We start from the raw sequence: 19131 nt of genomic DNA, 5'->3' as shown, positions 1-19131 counted from the left end.
GCAGGCGCCGGGCGGGAGGCCGGGGCCGGCGGGAAGTCTCGGTCAGGAGTCGGTGGCGGGGCGCTCGCGCGCGTCCGGGGAGGCAGGCATTGTGCCGGCAGGGGCGGTGGGCTTCAACGACCGCGCCCGTTCCAGCAGCTGCAGCCACTGTTCGCGCAGGGCCGGATTGTCCAGCGCGGCGGCGCCAGGCTGGGCGATCAGCACGTAATCGCCGGCGGGCAGGCGGTGGCGTTCGCGGCGGAAGACGTCGCGGGCGATGCGCTTGATGCGGTTGCGGCCGACGGCCCGCTTGTCCACTTTCTTGGACACGGCGACGCCGAGCCGGGGCTCGGCGGCCTCGGCCCGGACGTGGGCAAACAACCTCAGCTGTGGGCTGGAAAGCCGGCGACCTGCCTTGAACACCGCCTGGTACTGGGCGGATACGCGCAGACGCGCGTTGGGCGGGAAGTCGCTCGGCGGGACGGGCGGAAGTTTATTCACAGCCCGTCAGGCGGCCGCCGGGAAGCCGGCGGCGACGCGTCAGACCGCGAGGCGGGAGCGACCCTTGGCACGACGACGCGAGAGGATCTTGCGACCATCTGCGGTCTTCATGCGGGCGCGGAAGCCGTGGTCGCGCTTGCGCTTGAGGTTGCTGGGCTGGTACGTGCGCTTGGTGGCCATGGGGCACCCCGGTTGGTTTTTGGGCGGAAAAGACCGCGGACTATAGCGGTTTCCCGCAGGGGTAGTCAACTCTCGATTGCGTGGCGGACCGGGCGGCGCGGCGCTAGACTGCACGGCCCCGAACACTTATCCACAGCGCCCCCCGCGGTGCTGTCGCCCGGAATTTCGCTTGAACATGGATGCTGCCTGGCCTCGCTGCCTGGAACGACTGGAAGCCGAACTGCCCGCCGAAGAGGTCCACACCTGGCTTCGGCCGCTGCAGGTGGAAACCCACGCCGACGGCCTGACCCTCTACGCCCCCAACGAATTCGTGGTCGACCAGGTGCGCGAGCACTACCTGGCCCGGATCCGCGAACTGGTGGCCCATTTCGCCGGCGCCCCCGCCGCCGTGGCCCTGGCCGTGGGTTCGATGCAGCGGGCCGTGGCCAGCCCGGCGGCCGCCGCCGCCCAGGCCACGCCAGGCCGGCCGCGCGCCGCCGGGGGCGCGGAATTCACCGGCAACCTGGACTCGCACTACACCTTTGAAAACTTCGTCGAGGGCCGCAGCAACCAGCTGGGCCGCGCCGCGGCGCTGCAGGTGGCCCAGAACCCGGGCAAGGCCTACAACCCGCTGCTGCTGTACGGGGGTTCGGGCCTGGGCAAGACCCACCTCATGTATGCGGCCGGCAACTTCATGCGCCGCAACAACCCGGGCATGCGGGTGCTCTACCTGCGGTCGGAACAGTTCTTCAGCGCGATGATGAAATCGCTGCAGGAGAAGTCCATGGACCAGTTCAAGCGCCAGTTCCAGCAGGTGGACGCGCTGCTGATCGACGACATCCAGTTCTTCGCCGGCAAGAACACCACCCAGGAAGAGTTCTTCCACACCTTCAACGCGCTTTTCGACGGCAAGCAGCAGATCATCCTTACCTGCGACCGCTACCCGCGCGAAGTGGAGAACCTCGAAACCCGGCTCAAGACCCGCCTCACCTGGGGCCTCAGCGTCGCCATCGAGCCGCCCGATTTCGAGACCCGCGCCGCCATCCTCACCGCCAAGGCCGCCGAACGCTCCCTGCGCCTGCCCGAGGACGTGGCCTACCTGATCGCCAAGCGCATGCGTTCGAACGTGCGCGACCTCGAGGGCGCGCTGAACACCCTGGCCGCCCGGTCCAACTTCATGGCCCGGCCGATCACCGTGGATTTCGCCCAGGAAACCCTGCGCGACCTGCTGCGGGCCCAGCAGCAGGCCGTCTCAATAAGCAACATCCAGAAGACCGTGGCAGACTACTACCAGCTGCGCATGGCGGACCTGTTGTCGAAGCGGCGGACGCGCTCACTGGCGCGCCCGCGGCAGATGGCGATGTCGCTTAGCAAGGAACTGACCGAGCACAGCCTGCCGGAAATCGGCGATGCTTTCGGTGGCCGCGACCACACCACCGTCATGCACGCCTGCAAGGTCATCCGCGAACTGCGGGAGATCGACGGCAAGCTGCGCGAGGATTGGGAAAAGCTGCTGCGCAAGCTAAGTGAATGACGTGGAACGCCGGCCGTGGAACTAACCCCCGGGCGGACTGTGGATAAGTTGGGGGTGTTTTAAGGGGCGGAAAACTATCCACAGGTTTCCACAGGTTCCCAGGGGCCCCGCGCACAGACTTGGCACCACCCGTTTTACGTTTAAAAACAATCGGTTGGACGTGTTATCCCGCGATTTCGGCGACACTACCACCACCAGTTTTTGATTTATCCACTCATTGGAGCTTGGGGAATCGCATGCGTTTCAGCCTGACGCGAGAAGTTCTGCTCAAACCCCTGCAGCAGGTGGTCAACGTGGTCGAACGCCGGCAGACGCTGCCGGTGCTGGCCAACCTGCTGGTGACGGTCGAAGGCGACAAACTGTCGATGACCGGCACGGACCTGGAAGTCGAGATGATTGCCCGTACCGACGTGGACGACGCCCAGCCGGGCGAAACCACGATCCCGGCACGCAAGCTGTTCGAGATCGTCCGGGCCCTGCCCGACGGCAGCAAGGTCACGATCAGCCAGTCGGGCGACAAGGTCACCGTGCAGGCCGGGCGCAGCCGGTTCACCCTGGCCACCCTGCCCGCCAATGACTTCCCGGCCGTCGAAGACCTGGACCTGGTCGAACGCGTCCGGGTGCCGGAAGCCGCGCTCAAGGAACTGATCGAACGCACGGCGTTCGCGATGGCCCAGCAGGATGTGCGCTATTACCTCAACGGCCTGCTGTTGGACCTGCGCGAGGACAGCCTGCGCTGCGTGGCCACCGACGGCCACCGTCTGGCCCTGTGCGAAGCGCCCCTGCCCGCCGGTGCCCAGACCCGCAAGCAGATCATCGTGCCCCGCAAGGGCGTACTGGAACTGCAGCGCCTGCTCGAAGGCGGCGACCGGGAAGTCGAGCTGGAAGTCGGCCGCAACCACCTGCGCATGCGCCGGGAAGACGTCACTTTCACCTCGAAGCTGATCGACGGCCGTTTCCCGGATTACGACGCGGTCATCCCGATCGGCGCCGACAAGGAAGTGAAGCTCGATCGCGAAGGCCTGCGCGCAGCCCTGCAGCGTGCGGCGATCCTGTCGAATGAAAAGTACCGCGGCGTGAAGCTGGAGATCAGCCCGGGCCAGGTGCGCATCGTGGCGCACAACCCGGAGCAGGAAGAGGCCCAGGAAGAAATCGAGGCCGAAACCAAGGTCGACGGCCTGGGCATCGGCTTCAACGTGACCTACCTGCTGGACGCGCTCAGCGCCCTGCGCGAGGACACGGTCATCCTGCTCCTGCGCGACGCCAACTCCTCGGCCCTGGTGCGTGAGGCCAGCCACGAGCGCAGTCGCCACGTGGTGATGCCGCTGCGGCTGTGAGCCGGCGGTTTGCCGCGCCTGATCACCGCCCGGCTCTTGCCGGGCGGTGTCGTTTCCGGCCCCCGGTAATCGGGTCGGCCGCTGCCCGAGGCCCTTCCCCGCCATGCGCCTGACCCGCCTGGACGTCCAGAACCTGCGCTGCCTGGCCGACGTCCGCTTCGAGCCCGTGGCCGGCCTGAACCTGGTGACCGGAGGCAACGGGGCCGGCAAGACCAGCCTGGTGGAGGCCATGCATCTGCTGGGCTATGGCCGTTCCTTCCGGGGACGGGTCCGTGATGGCCTGGTGCGCAGCGGGCAGCCGGCCTTGTCGGTCTATGCGGAATGGCTCGATGGCCAGGGACGCTCCCGCCGGGCTGGCCTGCGCCACACCGGCAGCGAGTGGGAGGCCCGGCTGGACGGGGCGCCCGCGCCCAGCCTGACCGAGCTGTGCGCCGAGCTGGCCGTGGTCAGTTTCGAACCCGGCAGCCACGAGCTGATCGCCGGGGGCGCCGAGCACCGCCGGCGCTTCCTCGATTGGGCCCTGTTCCACGTGGAACCGAACTTCCTGCCGGCCTGGCGGCGGTACGCCCGGGCCCTGAAGCAGCGCAATGCCCTGCTCAAGCGCGGACCCGCGGCCAGCGCCCTGGACCCCTGGGACCTGGAGCTGGTGGAGTCCGGGCAGCGCCTGAGCAGCCTGCGCGCCGATTACCTGGCCCGTCTTGAACCCGTGCTGGCGGCGACCGCTGCCGAATTCCTGCCGGAGCTGGGCCAGGCCGGCATGACTTTCCTGCCTGGCTGGCGCCAGGCGGAATACCCCCTGGCCGACGCCTTGCTGCTGGCCCGGGACCGGGACCTGGCCCTCGGATACACCAGCGTTGGTCCGCACCGGGCGGACTGGCGGGTCGATTACCCCGCCTTGCCCGGGAAAGAGGCCCTGTCCCGCGGTCAGGAAAAGCTGACGGCCCTGGCCTGTGTCCTGGCCCAGGCCCGGGCCTTCGCCGCCGACCGGGGCGAATGGCCCCTGGTCTGCCTGGACGACCTGGCGTCGGAACTCGACCAGACCCACCTGCGCCATGCCCTGGCGGCGGTGCTGGATTCCGGAGCCCAGGTGATCCTGACAGCCACGGAAGCCCCCGAGGTCCTGACCGGGGCCCTGGAACCGAGGGCAAGGTTCCACGTGGAACGCGGACAACTCAGGGCGGACTGACGCCGGTCGGCCCCGTTTCGGCCCGGGCACGTCCCGTCCCGGCGTGGCATCAAACCGCGGATCCTCGAACCGTCTTCCGGCCCGCACCGCCCTGGCTGGCCGCAGGGGCGCAAATCAGCTGAACCCGCTCCCCGGGAGCGCTTCGCACAGGGACGCCCCCGTGTGCCATGGGAAGCCGCCACGCGCTATACTCGGACACCTTATTTATAGGCGCGCTGTGCCGCCCCCTGCGGGCGCCAGCGGGCCGCCGTGGACCCGAGTACACGCCTCCGATGACCGACACCCCGAATCCGCCGATCCCCGCCAACAACAACTACGACTCCAGCAAGATCACCGTGCTGCGCGGCCTCGAAGCCGTCCGCAAGCGGCCTGGCATGTACATCGGCGACGTGCACGATGGCACCGGCCTGCACCACATGGTGTTCGAAGTCGTGGACAACGCCATCGACGAGGCCCTGGCCGGCCACTGCGACGCGGTGCTGGTCACGCTGCATGCCGACGGTTCCTGCTCGGTGTCGGACAACGGCCGCGGCATCCCGGTCGACATCCACAAGGAAGAGGGTGTGTCCGCGGCCGAGGTCATCATGACCGTGCTGCACGCCGGCGGTAAGTTCGACGACAACAGTTACAAGGTGTCCGGTGGCCTGCACGGCGTCGGCGTCTCGGTGGTCAATGCGCTCTCGTCCAGCCTGTGGCTGGACATCTGGCGCGACGGCCAGCACTACCAGCAGGAATACGCGCTGGGCGAGCCGGTCTACCCGCTCAAGGAAGTGGGACCCTCGGGCAACAAGAAGGGCACCCAGCTGCGCTTCCTGCCCAGCGCGGAAATCTTCACCGATGTTGAATTCCACTACGACATCCTGGCCAAGCGCCTGCGCGAGCTGAGCTTCCTCAACTCGGGCGTGCGCATCGAGCTGGTCGACGAGCGCGGCGAAGGCAAGCGTGACGTCTTCGAATACGAAGGCGGCATCCGCAGCTTCGTGGAACACCTTTCTGCGCTAAAAACCCCGCTGCATCAAACAGTTATCTCAGCTTCGGGCGAAAAGGACGGCATCGTCGTCGACATCGCCGTGCAGTGGACCGACAGCTACCAGGAAACGATGTTCTGCTTCACCAACAACATCCCGCAGAAGGACGGCGGCACCCACCTGATTGGTTTCCGCGCCGCGCTCACCCGCACGCTGAGCAACTACATCGAACAAAACGGCATCGCCAAGCAGGCCAAGATCTCCCTGTCCGGCGACGACATGCGCGAAGGCATGATCGCGGTGCTGTCGGTGAAGGTGCCCGACCCCAGCTTCAGCTCCCAGACCAAGGAAAAGCTGGTCAGCTCGGAAGTGCGCCCGGCCGTTGAATCGGTCATCGGCCAGAAGCTCGAGGAATTCCTGCAGGAGCGCCCGAACGAAGCCAAGGCCATCGCCGGCAAGATCGTCGACGCCGCGCGTGCGCGCGAAGCGGCGCGAAAGGCCCGCGACCTGACCCGCCGCAAGGGTGCGCTCGACATCGCCGGCCTGCCCGGCAAGCTGGCCGATTGCCAGGAAAAAGACCCGGCGCTGTCCGAACTATTCATCGTCGAGGGTGACTCGGCCGGTGGTTCGGCCAAGCAGGGCCGCAACCGCAAGAACCAGGCGGTGCTGCCGCTGCGCGGCAAGATCCTCAACGTCGAACGTGCGCGTTTCGACCGCATGCTGGCTTCGGCCGAGGTCGGCACGCTGATCACCGCGCTGGGCACCGGCATCGGCAAGGACGAATACAACCCGGACAAGCTGCGCTACCACCGCATCATCATCATGACCGACGCCGACGTCGACGGCTCGCACATCCGCACGCTGCTGCTCACCTTCTTCTACCGGCAGATGCCGGACCTGATCGAGCGCGGCCACGTCTATATCGGCCTGCCGCCGCTGTACAAGCTCAAGCAGGGCAAGAACGAGCTCTACCTCAAGGACGACGCGGCGCTCAACGCCTACCTGGCCAACAACGCCGTCGAAGGGGCCGAACTGCGGCCGTCCGATGGCGCACCGCCGGTGTCCGGCGCCGCGCTCGAAAAACTGCTGCTCGACTACGTCGCCGCGCGTGATTCCCTGGCGCGTTTCGCCCACCGCGTCGATACGCCGGTGCTCGAAGCCATGCTGGAAATGCCGCCGCTGTCGGCCGAAGGTTTCGCCACCCCCGGCGCGCTCGACACCTGGACCACCGAACTCGAGCGCCGCCTCAACGCCACCGGCCTGGGCCGTGCGCGCTATACGGTGTCGGTGCAGGCCGGTGATGCCGAACAGAACGTGCCCGCCGCGCTGGTGATCGCCAAGCAGCACCATGGCCTGGCGTCCACGCAGACGCTGCCCGCCAGCCAGCTGCTGGGCGGCGAACTGCGCCAGCTCACCGAAGTCGCCGCCGCGCTCGACGGCCTGATCCAGCCCGGCGCCAGCATCACGCGCGGCAATCGCGTGCAGCCGGTCACGCGCTTCGCGCAGGTGCAGGAATGGCTGCTCGAGGAAGCCAAGAAGGGCCGCATGATCCAGCGCTTCAAGGGCCTGGGTGAAATGAATCCGGAACAGCTGTGGGAAACGACGGTGAATCCGGAGACGCGCCGCCTGCTCAAGGTGCGCATCGAAGACGCCGTCGCCGCCGACGAAATCTTCTCGACGCTGATGGGCGACGTGGTGGAGCCGCGCCGCGAATTCATCGAAGACAACGCCCTGCGTGTCGCCAACCTCGACGTCTGAGGACACGCTGCCTGCCGGCGGCCCGTCCGATAATCCGTCCGCGCTGCCGGCGGCGCCCGCGCCGCCGGCCACCCCTCCGCGCCCGCTGAGCCTTCCGGGTCCCTGGCCGGGCTTCACCCTGGACGCGGTGCTGGCGGTCGCGCTGTTGCTGGTCGCCTCCGTCCTGCTGGTCACGCCCCTGGTGCTTGTCGAAACCTTGGGCCAGCCGCCGGGCAGGTCGTCGGACGAGGTGATGCAGGCGATCCTGCCGCAGGTGACCGTCGCGGCGATCGTGGCGATGCTGCTGGCGGCACTGACCACCTGGGCCCTGCGCGGCCGCGGCATGGCCGGCGAACTGCCGCGTTCGCCGCTGGCCCCGGCGCTGGCCTGGTCGCTGGTTGCCGGCGTTGGCATCCAGGCCATCGTGCTGGCCATCGACGCGGGCCTTCGCAGCATCGATGCACCGCTGGCCCCGAGCAACGCCGAACCGATCATCGCGCTCAACCGGCAATGGCCCCTGCTGACCTGGTTCATGGTCGTGCTGGTCGGCCCGTTTGCCGAAGAACTGCTTTTCCGGCACGTGTTGTTGCGCCGCTTCGCCGTCGCCGGCCGGTTCCTGGCCGGGCTGATCGCCACCTCGGCCGTGTTCGCCCTGCTGCACGAAGTCGGCCAGGGTGCCGACCGCAGCCTCGCCGCCTGGTTGGGCATCCTGGCGATCTACCTGGCTATGGGCATGGGCTTTGGCCTGGTCTACCTGCGCACGGGGCGGTTCTGGGCCGCCTTCGTCGCCCACGCCGCCTGCAACGCCACCGCCATGACCCTGGCCGCGTTCTGAACTTGGTCGAACCCGGGGTTACACTGGCACGCCGCGCGGCCGCAGGGGCACGGCGCCGCGATGGAATCGAACCGGGAACCCTATGAGCAAGCGACACCTTTACCTGCTGGCCCTGGCCATCATCGTCGCCGCCTCCGCGGCGATCTACTACAAGTGGAAGGTGCTGGAGTTCCCGCTGCAGCCCAACGCCCAGGTGCAGGTATGGACGCTGCAGGCCCACGTCGAATACCAGCCGCGCAAGGGCGCCAACACGGTCACCCTGCAGCTGCCGGAAACCACGCCCGGTTTCACGCTGATCGACGAACGATTCGTCGCCCGCAACTACACCCACCTCGGTGAAACCTCGGACGGCGGCCGCGAGGTGCAGTGGGCCATTCGCCGCGCCGTGGGCGAACAGGACCTGTACTACCGCGCCACCGTGGTGCGCGCGGACGAAGGCGCAACCGTCGAACTGGATTTCGAGCCGGAACTGGCCCCGCAGCCGGAATTCGAGGAGCCCTACGCCACCGCAGCCAATACCCTGCTCGACCAGGTGCGCGAACGTTCCTCGAACACCGTCACCTATGCCCGCGAACTCCTGCGCCGCCTCAACGAGGCCGACCCGAGCGAAGAAGTCGCGCTCCTGCGTGAACTGCACGGCGCCGACGACATCGCCCGCAGCAATTTCGTGGTGCAGCTGCTGGCCGTGCGCAACATCCCCGCGCGCGTGGTGCACGGCCTGAGGCTGTCGCCCGCCGGCGGGGGCATCGACCCCGGCGTCGAAGCGCGCATGCAGTCCTGGCTGCTGGTGCACGACGGCCTGGCCTGGACCATGCTCGACCCGCGCACCACCTCCGAGGGGCGGCCCGCCGACCTGTTCCTGTGGAACGTCACCGGCAAACCGCTGTTGACCATCGACGGCGACCCGCCCTCGACCCTGGCCTTCACCGTGAAGGCCAACCTGGCCGACGCCATGGCCACCGCCGAACGCCGGCTGGAAGTGCGCGACGCCAACCTGGTGCGCTACTCCCTGCTCAGCCTGCCGCTGCAGGCGCAGGAAACCTACCGGATCCTGCTGATGGTGCCGATCGGCGCCTTCATCATGCTGCTGCTGCGCAACCTGGTCGGCGTGAAGACCTACGGCACCTTCATGCCGGTGCTTATCGCCCTGGCTTTCCGGGAAACCGCGCTGGTCGCCGGCATCTCGCTGTTCGTGGTGGTGGTGGGCTTCGGCCTGCTGGTGCGCTTCTACCTCGAACGCCTGCGCCTGCTGCTGGTGCCGCGCCTGACCGCCATCCTGATCCTGGTCGTGCTGCTGATGGCCGCCGTCAGCGTGCTGTCGAACCGCCTGGGCCTGGAAGTCGGCCTGAGCGTCGCGCTGTTCCCGATGGTCATCATGGCCATGACCATCGAACGCATGTCGGTCGCCTGGGACGAACGCGGCGCCGGCACCGCCATCCGCGAAGGCATCGGCACCCTGGTGGTCGCCGCGGTCGCCTATGTCGTGATGAGCTGGCAGCCCCTGGAACACCTGGTCTTCGTTTACCCGGAGCTGCTGCTGGTGCTGTTCGCGCTGGCGCTGGTGCTGGGCCGCTACTCCGGCTACCGGCTCAACGAACTGCTGCGCTTCCGCGCGCTGGCCCGCGATCCCGACCCGATCGTCCCGCCGCCACCCAAGCCCGAACCGGAAACCAAGGCCTGAGCCATGGCCTTCTTCAACCCCTTCAAGGTCGCCCGTCGGCTGCGCGAGATCGGCCTGGTCGGCATCGGCCAGCGCAACGCGCACTACGTGCTGGTGCACAACCCGCGCAAGTTCTACCCGCGCGTGGACGACAAGCTGCTGACCAAGAAGCTGGCGATAAAGGCCGGGCTGCCCGTGCCCGACCTCTACGCGGTGGTGCGCGAGGAGCACGAGATCGCCGAACTGCACAAGAAGCTCGAGGGCCGCGACAGTTTCGTGGTCAAGCCCGCGCACGGCTCGGGCGGCGACGGCATCCTGGTCATCAGCGGCCGCCGGGGCGACAAGTACCGGCGCGCCAGCGGCAGCCTGATGACCCGCGAGGAGTTCGAACACCACCTGTCGAACGGGCTGTCGGGCCTGTTTTCGCTGGGCGGCCAGCCCGACCACCTGATCGTCGAATACTGCGTGCAGTTCGATCCGGTCTTCGACAACGTCAGCTTCAAGGGCGTGCCCGACGTCCGCATCATCGTCTTCCTGGGTTACCCGGTGATGGCCATGATCCGCTTGCCCACCCGCATGTCCGACGGCAAGGCCAACCTGCACCAGGGCGCCATCGGCGTGGGCATCGACCTGCCCACCGGCCGCACCAAGCGTGGCGTCTGGGGCACCGAAATCATCCGCGAACATCCCGATACCGAACACAGCATCGTCAACATCCCGATCCCGCACTGGCAGCAGCTGCTCGAGATGGCCTCGCGCTGCTACGAGCTGTCCGGCCTGGGCTACGTGGGCGTGGATTTCGTGCTCGACCGCGACCGGGGCCCGATGATCCTCGAACTCAACGCCCGGCCCGGCCTGGCCATCCAGATGGCCAACGGCAACGGCCTGGAGTCGCGGCTCCACAAGGTCGAAGCCCTGCGCGACCGCGGCGAACTGTCCCGGGACCCGGCCGAACGGGTTGCTTTCGCCATCGCGAACTTTCCGACCACAGGCTGAACGTCACGCCGCGTTTAACGATGTTTTAAGCCCATCGACAAAAAGCGCGGGCATGCTTGGGTCCAAAGGGGAAGTCTATACGGGGGCGAACGGTAAAACCGGACAGCCCGCCGCTTGAGTGATTGCTCCATTCCCCGTTACCCTAACCGGCCACCAGCCGCGGGACACCGTGGCGGCGAAGGAGTTCCCAAATGAAGTTTGCCAACGCCCTCAAGCTCAATGTCCTGGCCGCCGCCCTGATCGCGGCGACGCTGTCGGTCGGTGACGCCCACGCGCAGCGTGGCAAGGACAAGGCGGAAGAAGCCTATCCGGACGCGACCCGCGAATCGCCCGAGGCCAAGAACACCCCGCGCCTGGCCAAGGACATCCAGAAGATGTTCGACCTCTACAACGACGGCGAGGACATGGAAGGCGCGATCGCGATCGCCGAGAAGCTGCTGGCCAACGAGCGCGCCAAGTCGTACGACCGCGCCGTCGCGCTGATGATCGCCGGCAACGCCGCCCTGGGCATCGACGACTACCCGCGCGCCATTCCGTACCTCGAGCGCGCGCTGCAGGAAAACGCGCTGCCCAACAACAACCACTTCGCGACCATGCACACCCTGGCGTCGGTTTACGCCCAGGAAGACATGTCCGACAAGTCCATCGCGCTGATCGACCGCTTGATCGCCGAGACGAACTCCAAGGACCCCGAGGTTTATGCCCTCAAGGCGGGCGTGCATTACAACGCCGGCCAGTTCGAGCAGACCATCGACGCGGTCCGCAAGGCCATCGAGTTCAACGACGGGAACGCCGAGAACAACTGGCAGCAGATGCTGATGGCCTCGTACAACGAACTCGGCCGCGAAGGCGACGCCGTCGCCCTGGCCGAGCAGCTGCAGGCCAAGAGCCCTGACGACAAGCGCACCCTGCTCAACCTGGCTTCGCTGTACGCCCAGACCGGCAACTCTGAAAAGGCCGCGGCCCTGCTCGACAGCGCCCGCCAGAAGGGCATGCTGACCGAGCAGCGCGACTACGAGAACCTCTACGCCATCTACCTCAACATGGATGGCAAGGAAGCCGAGGCCGCCAAGGTCATCCAGGAAGGCCTGGACAAGGGCATCCTGCCGGCCGACGCCCGCACGTATACCTTCCTTGCGCAGTCGCTGTACTTCAGCGACCAGATCGACGCCGCGGTGAATGCCTACAAGAAGGCGGCGCCGCTCGACACCTCCGGCGACACCTCCCTGGCGCTTTCGCAGATCCTCACCAACGAGGACCGCAACGAAGAAGCCAAGGCGGCGGCCCGACAGGCGCTGGACAAGGGCCTGAAGAAGCCCGGCGAGGCCTGGATGGTCATCGCCCGCTCCGAGTACTACATGGACAACTTCGCCGCGGCCCGCCAGGCCTACGCGGAGGCCGCCAAGGATCCGGCGACCCGTGACCAGGCCCAGAAAGCCCTTGCACAGATTTCCCGTTGAACGGTTGGTAAACCGATTCCCCGTGGTATAAGCTAACAAGTTCCCGCCGGTGTCCGGCGGGCCACGGCACCTGACGCCGACCGAACGAGAGCTCGAGCCGCCGAACGTATGACGGACAAGAACTACTACAACAGGTACGACACCCCTCCGCAGGGCCTTAGCTGGGCACGCGTCGGTGGCAATGCATTCGCAATCGCGCTGCACGCGATCGCGTTCATGTTCATGATGGCGCCGGTCAACCCGCCCTCGGTCCAGAAGGCCGCGGAAGAGGTGACCCAGGTGTCCTTCATCGAACCGCCGCCGCCGCCCCCGCCGCCGCCGCCGCCGCCGCCGGAGCCGCCCAAGGTGGTCCAGAAGATCATCCAGCAGCCCAAGCCGACGCCGATCCCGCCGCCGCCTGAAGAGCCGCCGGTGGTGTTCGACGACCCGAGCCCGATCGACATCGAGGCCCCGCCGCCGGCTCCGCCGTCGCCGCCGGCCCCGCCTGCCGACTACGCGCCTTCCGAAGACATCTCGGGCCGTTCGCTCTACCAGCCGCGCTATCCGGCCAAGGAAGCCCGCGATGGTGTAGGCGGTACCGTCATCTTGCGCGTCACCATCGACGCCGCCGGCAACGTGCTCGACGTCGCCGTCGAGCGCTCCAGCCGCAATCGCAACCTCGACCGCTCGGCCATGGATGCCGCGCGTCGGTGGAAGTTCAACCCGGGACTGCGCAACGGCCAGAGGGTCGGCGGCGCGGTTCTCGTCCCGGTCAAGTTCACGCCTCCGCGGTAACGCCAGCAGTACCCACGTAAACGGTCAAACCACTTAAAGAAAGGCACTCCTTATGCTGCAGGAAATCCTCCTCACGGTCGCAACCGCCGCTGGCGGCGCCGCCGACAACGCTTCCGCCCTGTCGAAGATGGGCTTCGGTCACATGATGGCCGAGCTCATGGCCAACCCGGCAGAATTCTTCGTTCAGTGGGTCGTCCTCATCATGCTCATCGTGATGTCGTTCGGCTCGTGGTGGTACACCATCGTCAACGCCATCAAGAACGCGGTCATCTCCAAGCGCGCCGACACCGTCGTGCGTACCTTCTGGGAAACCCCGAACGCCCAGGACGCGATCCGCTTCATGGAAGAACAGCCGGCCAACGAGCCGTTCTCCAAGATCGCCCTGGACTGCGCCCAGGCCGCCGCCCACCACCAGCGTCACGAAGGCAGCCGCCTGGTCGACGCCCTGAACCGCTCGGAGTTCATCGACCGCGCGCTGCGCCAGGCCGTCACCCGTGAGAGCGCCAAGCTCGAGAACGGCATGACCTGGCTGGCCACCGTCGGTGCGACCGCGCCGTTCGTGGGTCTGCTCGGTACGGTGTGGGGCATCTACGGCGCCCTGATCCGCATCGGTGCCACCGGCCAGGCGTCCATCGACGCGGTCGCGGGCCCGGTCGGCGAGGCGCTGATCATGACCGCCATCGGTCTGTTCGTCGCGATCCCGGCGGTGCTGGCCTACAACGCCTTCAACCGCGCGAATCGCAACACCTACGCCAAGTTCGACACCTTCGCCCACGACCTGCACGACTTCTTCGCCACCGGCTCGCGCGTCGGCGAAGTCCCGGCCAAGCGCTAAGTCGAACGTCTAACCAGGAGTCGCAGGCATGGCATTTTCATCCAACTCCGGCGGTGGCGGCCCGATGGCCGACATCAACGTCACGCCCCTCGTGGACGTGATGCTGGTCCTGCTGATCATCTTCATGATCACGGCGCCCCTGATGTCCCACAAGGTGAAGGTGGAGCTGCCCCAGGCAACCCTGGAAGAGAAGCCGGAAATCGACCAGCCGCCGATCACCCTCGCGGTGACGGCGGACGGCAAGGTCTACTGGAACGACGAGGAAGTCTCGAGCGACGTGCTCGACGCCCGCCTCGCCGTGCTGGCCCAGAAGACCCCGCAGCCGCAGGTCGACATCCGCTCGGACAACATCACCAAGTACTCCGTCATCCACGAAGTGGTTTCCGACGTCCGCCGTGCGGGTATCCGCAAGGTGGGCTTCGTTTCCACCCCTGAGCGCTGAGGACGACAGACCATGGCATTTGCCTCGAATTCCGGCGCTGGCCCGATGGCCGACATCAACGTCACGCCCCTCGTGGACGTGATGCTGGTGCTGCTGATCATCTTCATGGTGACGGCCCCGGCCCTCTCCTACCAGATCCAGGTCGACCTTCCGCAGCGCACGTCCAACCCGCCGCCGCCGCCGAAGGATCCGCCCGAGCCGATCCGCCTGCGCATCGAGGCGGGTGGCACGGTCACCTGGAACAACACGCCGATCCCGCTGTCCACGCTCCAGGCGGCCCTTGAGGTCGAGGCCGAGCGTGCCGGCGCCGACGTGACCCGGCAGCCCACCGTCGAAATCCAGACGGATATGGAAGCCCAGTATGAAACCCTGGCGAAGGTGCTTTCCCGCACCAAGAACGCCGGGATGGCAAAGATCGCTTTCGTGGAACCCGGCGCCTGATCGAGGCCGCGCTTCCCGCACCCTGCAGCAACGCCGCCTCCGGGCGGCGTTTTTTTTGCTGAATCCTTCCCGAACAAGCCCAGGCCAGCGGCTTGTGCCCACCGCCGACGCGGCGTATCTGGTGAAGGCAGTCCACCGGGGGAGAACACCATGGCTTTCGCCGACGTCCGTTCCGATAGGGGTTCCATGGCCGAGATCAACATCACGCCGCTGGTGGACGTGATGCTGGTTCTGCTGGTGATCTTCATGGTCACCGCACCCCTGCTCGACCACCGCATGGACCTGACCCTGCCCCAGCGCACGCCGCCACCGCCCCAGCCGCCGGCGATCGTGTTGCTTGAAGTCGCCCCGGGCGACGTATTCCGGCTCGCTGGCCAGGCCGTGGCACCGGCCCAGCTCCAGGCCCTGCTGGAAGGCCAGCGGCGAGACCAACCCGGCTTCGTGCTCAAGCTGGCCGTGCACCCCGACGCCGACTACCAGTCCGCGACCACCGCCCTGGCCGCCGCGAACCGCGCCGGCGTGCACAACATCAGCCTGGACTGAGCCGCCTCAGCGGGCCGCGGCGATGAGCGCCAGGTAGGCGCGCACGGTCGGCTCCAGGCCCGCGTACAGGGCCTCGCCGACCAGCGCGTGCCCGATCGAAACCTCCAGCACGCCGGGCACGCCGCGCAGGAAGGCCCCCAGGTTGGACTGGCTGAGGTCGTGGCCTGCATTGACGCCCAGCCCCGCGGCCTGGGCGTCCCTCGCACTGCGCCGGCACAGGTCCAGCGCCGCGGCCGGGTCGCCGGCGGCGAATGCCTGGGCATAAGGCCCGGTGTAGAGCTCGATCCGGTCGGCACCCAGCTCGGCGGCCCGGGCCATGTCCGGCGCGCCCGCGTCCATGAACAGCGACACCCGCGCCCCGCAGGCCTTGAGTTCGGCCACCAGCGGGCGCAGGCGGCCCGCGTCCCGGGCCAGGTCGAACCCATGGTCGGAGGTGATCTGCCCGTCGCCGTCGGGCACCAGGGTGGCCTGCTGCGGGCGGGTCTCCCGGACCAGGGCCAGCAGGCCGGGGTAGTCCCCGCGGGCCGGGGCAAACGGATTGCCCTCGATATTGAACTCGCCGCGGCCGGCGACCAGGCGGGCCAGGTCACGCACGTCCCCGGGCCGGATATGGCGCTGGTCCGGTCGCGGATGCACGGTGATGCCCCCGGCGCCGGCCCGCAGCGCGGCCTCGGCGGCGTCGGTGACCCGGGGTTCGTCGCCACCGCGCGAGTTGCGGAGCACGGCGATCTTGTTGACGTTGACGCTCAGTACGGTCATGGCGGCAAGCCTACCCTGCGGCCCCCGGGCCGGAAAGCCGGAAAAGGGGAGGAATTCGCGCTTTCGGGCGCCCGGTTTCCGCCATAATCCGCCCATGCGCCCGTATCTGCCGCTGCTTCTCCTGCTGGGCCTGCTGGCCGGTCCGGTGCTTTCGCTGGCCGAAACGGTTCCGGGCGCACCGCTGTCGCGCAGCTACGGCTCGGAACACACCCGCGTCAAACCCGGCCACATGGCCCTGGCGACGTCGCCAGGCGGCGAACTGTATGCCGGCAACCAGGATGGCGTACTGCGCTTCAACGGCATCGACTGGCGCCTGACGATGCTGCCGGCGCGATCGGCCGCGCACGCCCTGGCCATCGGCAATGACGGACTGGTCTACGTCGGCGGCTACGACACGTTCGGTCGTCTGGCGCCGGACGGTGAAGGCGGCGTGGCCTACGAAGAACTGCTCGATGCCGCGGGACTCACCGGCGACCAGCGTCACCTGGGCTTCGTCTTCCAGGCGATATCCACGCCCGAGGGTGTCTACTTCCGCACCGAAAAACGCCTGATCCTCTTGCCTGACGACGGCAAGAAAGCGCGGCAGTGGCCGCTGCCGGAATCGGCGCGCAGCTTCTACTGGGTCGGCGGCAGGATGCTGGCGCGCGTGCAGGGGCAGGGGCTGGTGCGCTTCGAGGACGGCAAACTCGTGCTTGCGCCCGGCGGCGAAGCCCTGGCGGACATACCGCTCCCGGGCATCGTCGAGCGCGAAGACCATCTGTTGCTGGTCACCAACGACGGCTTCTACCGCGCCGACGACCGCGGCGTCTCGCGGCTGCCGGGCCCGGCCAGCGACCTGCTGGCCGGCGTCCGCGCCTACACCGTGCTGGGTTTGTCCGATGGCTCCCTGGTGGTCGGCACCCTGGACGGCAGCCTGCTGCGCTTCGACGCACAGCTGCGCATCCGCCAGAACCTGGACCTGGGCACCTACGGCATCCTCGGGATGGCCGTCGACCAAGAAAGCGGGCTCTGGCTCGCCACCGAAAACGAACTCAAGCGCCTTACCCTGCCCTCGCCGTGGACCCACCTGGGCGAAGACCAGGGCATCGCCGGCAACCCCACGGATTTCGAGTGGCACGACGGCGCGCTGTGGCTGGCTACCAGCCAGGGCATCCAGCGCATGCGGCCCAGTGACGATGGCCAGCCGCACGCAGAACGCCTGCCCTGGACCGACTACGAGGCCTACGCCCTGCATTCGGCCCAGGGCGAGCTGCTGATCGGCGTGCGCGAAGGCCTGCTGGCCCTGGGTCCGGGCGACGAGGCGCCGCGGCGAATGCATGAACACCCGAACCATGGCGTGTTCGCGCTGATGCCATCGCGCCATGACCCGAACCTTGTCTACGGCCTGAGCGGGCCGGACGTGGTCCTGGTGCACCACCGGGACGGCCGCTGGCAGGAAGGCCCGCGCTTTTCGCTCGGCGACATCAGCATCTACGGCGTCGAAGAGGGTGACGCCGCCGGCGAACTGTGGATCGGTGATTCGCGTGGCCCCGTGCAGCGCTGGACCGTCAATACGGAAACCGGCGAAATCACCTCGCGCGAGGTCTACGACGACAGCCGCGGCCTGGCGGTAAGCCCGCAGTTCGGCACCAGCGTCTATCGTTTCGAAGAACGGATCCATGCCACCAGCGGCGACGTCGGCTTCCGGCTCGAGGGCGACCGCTTCGTGCCCGACAAGGCCCCGCCCATCACCCTGGTCGCGCGCCCGCACGAGATGTACGTCGAACAGACGCCACTGGGCGACTACGCCTACACCACGCGCGAACTGTGGCACCGCCCCAAGGGCGAAACACAGTGGCAGCCGCTGTATCCGGGCGGCCGCGGCATGGCGGGCTACTCGTCCGTGCGTTACGGGCAGGACGGCGTGCTGCGCATCGCCACCTGGACCGGCCTGCTGCAGTTCGACCCGGAAGAGTCGCGCAGCGAGCTGCAGCCGCTGCAGCTGGGCATGGAGTCGGTGGTTGCCCACAACGAAGCCGGTGAAACCCGCGTGCTGCCGACGCGCAACAACGGCGCCGAGCCGGTGCGGCTGCCCCCCGGCTACAGCCTGAGCCTGCGTTTCGCCATGGTCAGCATGGAAAGTGGCGCCGAGTTCCGCTACCTCCTGCATGGCGTTACCCCGGACTGGAGCGACTGGGCCGACCGCGACCTGTTCATTCGTTCACTGCCGCCCGGTGACTACGCGCTGGAAGTGCAGGCGCGCACCGGCACTGGCCGCCAGCCAGCGGCGATGACCTACCGGTTCCGCGTGCTTCCCTTCTGGTACCAGCAGTGGTGGGTGCAGGCGCTCGGTGGCCTGGTGGTGCTGGGGCTGGCCGTCACCGTGGCGCTTTGGCTGGTGCGGCTGCGCACCGAGCGCTTCCTTGAAGCCAACCGCCGCCTCGAGGCGCGCATCGCCGAGCGCACGCATGAGCTCGAAGATGCCAACCGCAGGCTGGCGGAACTGGCCACCGAAGATGCGCTGACCGGCGTGGCGAACCGCCGCGCCCTCGAGAACGGCCTGCGCCGCGAGTGGTATCGCTGCCTGGACCAGCGCCGGTCGCTGAGCGTGCTCATGATCGACGTCGACCACTTCAAGGCCTACAACGACGCCCACGGACACTTGGAGGGCGACGTGCAGCTGCGCGGAATAGCCCAGCGCCTGGCTACGCAGCACGATCCCCAGCGCGAACTGCTGTCGCGCTACGGCGGCGAGGAATTCGCCCTGCTGTTGCCGGGCGTGCATGCCGAGGAAGCCACGCGCCGCGCCGAGTCGATCCGCGCCGCCATCGCTTCAAGCGATGCCGGCATGACGGTCAGCATCGGCGTGGCGGGCATGGTTCCCGACGTGCAGTCCGAACCCGACAGCCTGCTGCGCCGCGCCGACGCGGCCCTCTACGAAGCAAAACGCGCCGGCCGCAACCGGGTTGCGACCGACGCGGGCGGCGCCAAGGTCTGAAATCGCGG

Annotated in this window: 17 protein-coding genes; 14 read left to right on the top strand and 3 right to left on the bottom strand. The window is 67.8% G+C overall.

Annotation, left to right across the window (positions count from 1 at the left end):
• Positions 1 to 42: 42 nt before the first annotated feature.
• The gene (gene rnpA, locus IEX13_RS09735; protein WP_229668523.1) at positions 43 to 402 is read right to left on the bottom strand and encodes a ribonuclease P protein component; all 360 of its coding nucleotides are present in this window, start codon (positions 400 to 402) and stop codon (positions 43 to 45) included.
• 117 nt (positions 403 to 519) lie between these two features.
• Positions 520 to 660: a 50S ribosomal protein L34 gene (gene rpmH, locus IEX13_RS09730; RefSeq protein WP_188663609.1), complete on the bottom strand. Its 141-nt coding sequence runs from the start codon at positions 658 to 660 to the stop codon at positions 520 to 522.
• A 175-nt stretch (positions 661 to 835) separates the two neighbouring features.
• Here rpmH and dnaA point away from each other — a divergent pair, with 175 nt between their 5' ends.
• The 13 genes from dnaA (at position 836) to IEX13_RS09665 (ending at position 15387) form a co-directional block, all read left to right on the top strand.
• Positions 836 to 2173 (top strand): chromosomal replication initiator protein DnaA, encoded by a 1338-nt coding sequence (dnaA, locus tag IEX13_RS09725; protein ID WP_188663607.1) that lies wholly within the window; start codon positions 836 to 838, stop codon positions 2171 to 2173.
• A gap of 236 nt (positions 2174 to 2409) precedes the next feature.
• Entirely contained in the window at positions 2410 to 3510 is a 1101-nt protein-coding gene (gene dnaN / locus IEX13_RS09720) for a DNA polymerase III subunit beta (RefSeq protein WP_188663605.1), read from the top strand.
• Positions 3511 to 3613: 103 nt separating this feature from the next.
• Entirely contained in the window at positions 3614 to 4696 is a 1083-nt protein-coding gene (gene recF / locus IEX13_RS09715) for a DNA replication/repair protein RecF (protein WP_188663604.1), read from the top strand.
• Positions 4697 to 4968: 272 nt separating this feature from the next.
• A complete protein-coding gene (gene gyrB, locus IEX13_RS09710) occupies positions 4969 to 7422 on the top strand; it encodes a DNA topoisomerase (ATP-hydrolyzing) subunit B (RefSeq protein WP_188663602.1) in 2454 nt (817 codons plus the stop codon).
• Positions 7400 to 8236: a CPBP family intramembrane glutamic endopeptidase gene (locus tag IEX13_RS09705; RefSeq protein ID WP_188663600.1), complete on the top strand. Its 837-nt coding sequence runs from the start codon at positions 7400 to 7402 to the stop codon at positions 8234 to 8236. Before gyrB ends, IEX13_RS09705 begins: the two co-directional genes overlap by 23 nt.
• Before the next feature lie 82 nt (positions 8237 to 8318).
• Positions 8319 to 9917, top strand: coding sequence for a UUP1 family membrane protein (locus tag IEX13_RS09700; protein ID WP_188663598.1), 1599 nt, complete (start codon positions 8319 to 8321; stop codon positions 9915 to 9917).
• A 3-nt stretch (positions 9918 to 9920) separates the two neighbouring features.
• Positions 9921 to 10892: an alpha-L-glutamate ligase-like protein gene (locus IEX13_RS09695; RefSeq protein WP_188663596.1), complete on the top strand. Its 972-nt coding sequence runs from the start codon at positions 9921 to 9923 to the stop codon at positions 10890 to 10892.
• A gap of 191 nt (positions 10893 to 11083) precedes the next feature.
• Complete coding sequence (locus IEX13_RS09690) at positions 11084 to 12352, top strand: tetratricopeptide repeat protein (protein WP_188663594.1); 1269 nt, start codon at positions 11084 to 11086, stop codon at positions 12350 to 12352.
• Between the two features lie 108 nt (positions 12353 to 12460).
• Positions 12461 to 13126: an energy transducer TonB gene (locus IEX13_RS09685; protein WP_188663592.1), complete on the top strand. Its 666-nt coding sequence runs from the start codon at positions 12461 to 12463 to the stop codon at positions 13124 to 13126.
• Between the two features lie 52 nt (positions 13127 to 13178).
• A complete protein-coding gene (locus tag IEX13_RS09680) occupies positions 13179 to 13961 on the top strand; it encodes a MotA/TolQ/ExbB proton channel family protein (RefSeq protein ID WP_188663590.1) in 783 nt (260 codons plus the stop codon).
• Positions 13962 to 13989: 28 nt separating this feature from the next.
• Entirely contained in the window at positions 13990 to 14403 is a 414-nt protein-coding gene (locus IEX13_RS09675; protein WP_188663588.1) for an ExbD/TolR family protein, read from the top strand.
• Positions 14404 to 14415: 12 nt separating this feature from the next.
• A complete protein-coding gene (locus IEX13_RS09670; RefSeq protein ID WP_188663586.1) occupies positions 14416 to 14844 on the top strand; it encodes an ExbD/TolR family protein in 429 nt (142 codons plus the stop codon).
• A gap of 186 nt (positions 14845 to 15030) precedes the next feature.
• The gene (locus tag IEX13_RS09665; RefSeq protein WP_188663584.1) at positions 15031 to 15387 is read left to right on the top strand and encodes an ExbD/TolR family protein; all 357 of its coding nucleotides are present in this window, start codon (positions 15031 to 15033) and stop codon (positions 15385 to 15387) included.
• 6 nt (positions 15388 to 15393) lie between these two features.
• Here the strand turns inward: IEX13_RS09665 and IEX13_RS09660 are convergent, their stop codons facing one another.
• Positions 15394 to 16146: a pyridoxine 5'-phosphate synthase gene (locus IEX13_RS09660; RefSeq protein ID WP_188663583.1), complete on the bottom strand. Its 753-nt coding sequence runs from the start codon at positions 16144 to 16146 to the stop codon at positions 15394 to 15396.
• A 94-nt stretch (positions 16147 to 16240) separates the two neighbouring features.
• Between IEX13_RS09660 and IEX13_RS09655 the strand changes: the two genes are divergently transcribed.
• Entirely contained in the window at positions 16241 to 19123 is a 2883-nt protein-coding gene (locus IEX13_RS09655) for a ligand-binding sensor domain-containing diguanylate cyclase (protein ID WP_188663580.1), read from the top strand.
• Positions 19124 to 19131 lie beyond the last annotated feature (8 nt).

This window comes from Arenimonas soli (assembly GCF_014643775.1).
Taxonomy (GTDB): Bacteria; Pseudomonadota; Gammaproteobacteria; order Xanthomonadales; family Xanthomonadaceae; genus Arenimonas; species Arenimonas soli.
Note: the sequence above shows the minus strand (reverse complement) of the source record. Positions and strands in the feature narration are given on the sequence as shown.

Bases quoted from the DNA above. Each gene is read 5' to 3' on its own strand.
- rpmH (WP_188663609.1), bottom strand. From the start codon at position 660: ATGGCCACCAAGCGCACGTACCAGCCCAGCAACCTCAAGCGCAAGCGC.
- IEX13_RS09680 (WP_188663590.1), top strand. From the start codon at position 13,179: ATGCTGCAGGAAATCCTCCTCACGGTCGCAACCGCCGCTGGCGGCGCC.
- IEX13_RS09665 (WP_188663584.1), top strand. From the start codon at position 15,031: ATGGCCGAGATCAACATCACGCCGCTGGTGGACGTGATGCTGGTTCTG.
- gyrB (WP_188663602.1), top strand. From the start codon at position 4,969: ATGACCGACACCCCGAATCCGCCGATCCCCGCCAACAACAACTACGAC.
- IEX13_RS09660 (WP_188663583.1), bottom strand. From the start codon at position 16,146: ATGACCGTACTGAGCGTCAACGTCAACAAGATCGCCGTGCTCCGCAAC.
- IEX13_RS09690 (WP_188663594.1), top strand. From the start codon at position 11,084: ATGAAGTTTGCCAACGCCCTCAAGCTCAATGTCCTGGCCGCCGCCCTG.
- IEX13_RS09655 (WP_188663580.1), top strand. From the start codon at position 16,241: ATGCGCCCGTATCTGCCGCTGCTTCTCCTGCTGGGCCTGCTGGCCGGT.
- IEX13_RS09685 (WP_188663592.1), top strand. From the start codon at position 12,461: ATGACGGACAAGAACTACTACAACAGGTACGACACCCCTCCGCAGGGC.
- dnaA (WP_188663607.1), top strand. From the start codon at position 836: ATGGATGCTGCCTGGCCTCGCTGCCTGGAACGACTGGAAGCCGAACTG.
- IEX13_RS09675 (WP_188663588.1), top strand. From the start codon at position 13,990: ATGGCATTTTCATCCAACTCCGGCGGTGGCGGCCCGATGGCCGACATC.
- recF (WP_188663604.1), top strand. From the start codon at position 3,614: ATGCGCCTGACCCGCCTGGACGTCCAGAACCTGCGCTGCCTGGCCGAC.
- IEX13_RS09670 (WP_188663586.1), top strand. From the start codon at position 14,416: ATGGCATTTGCCTCGAATTCCGGCGCTGGCCCGATGGCCGACATCAAC.
- dnaN (WP_188663605.1), top strand. From the start codon at position 2,410: ATGCGTTTCAGCCTGACGCGAGAAGTTCTGCTCAAACCCCTGCAGCAG.
- IEX13_RS09695 (WP_188663596.1), top strand. From the start codon at position 9,921: ATGGCCTTCTTCAACCCCTTCAAGGTCGCCCGTCGGCTGCGCGAGATC.
- IEX13_RS09700 (WP_188663598.1), top strand. From the start codon at position 8,319: ATGAGCAAGCGACACCTTTACCTGCTGGCCCTGGCCATCATCGTCGCC.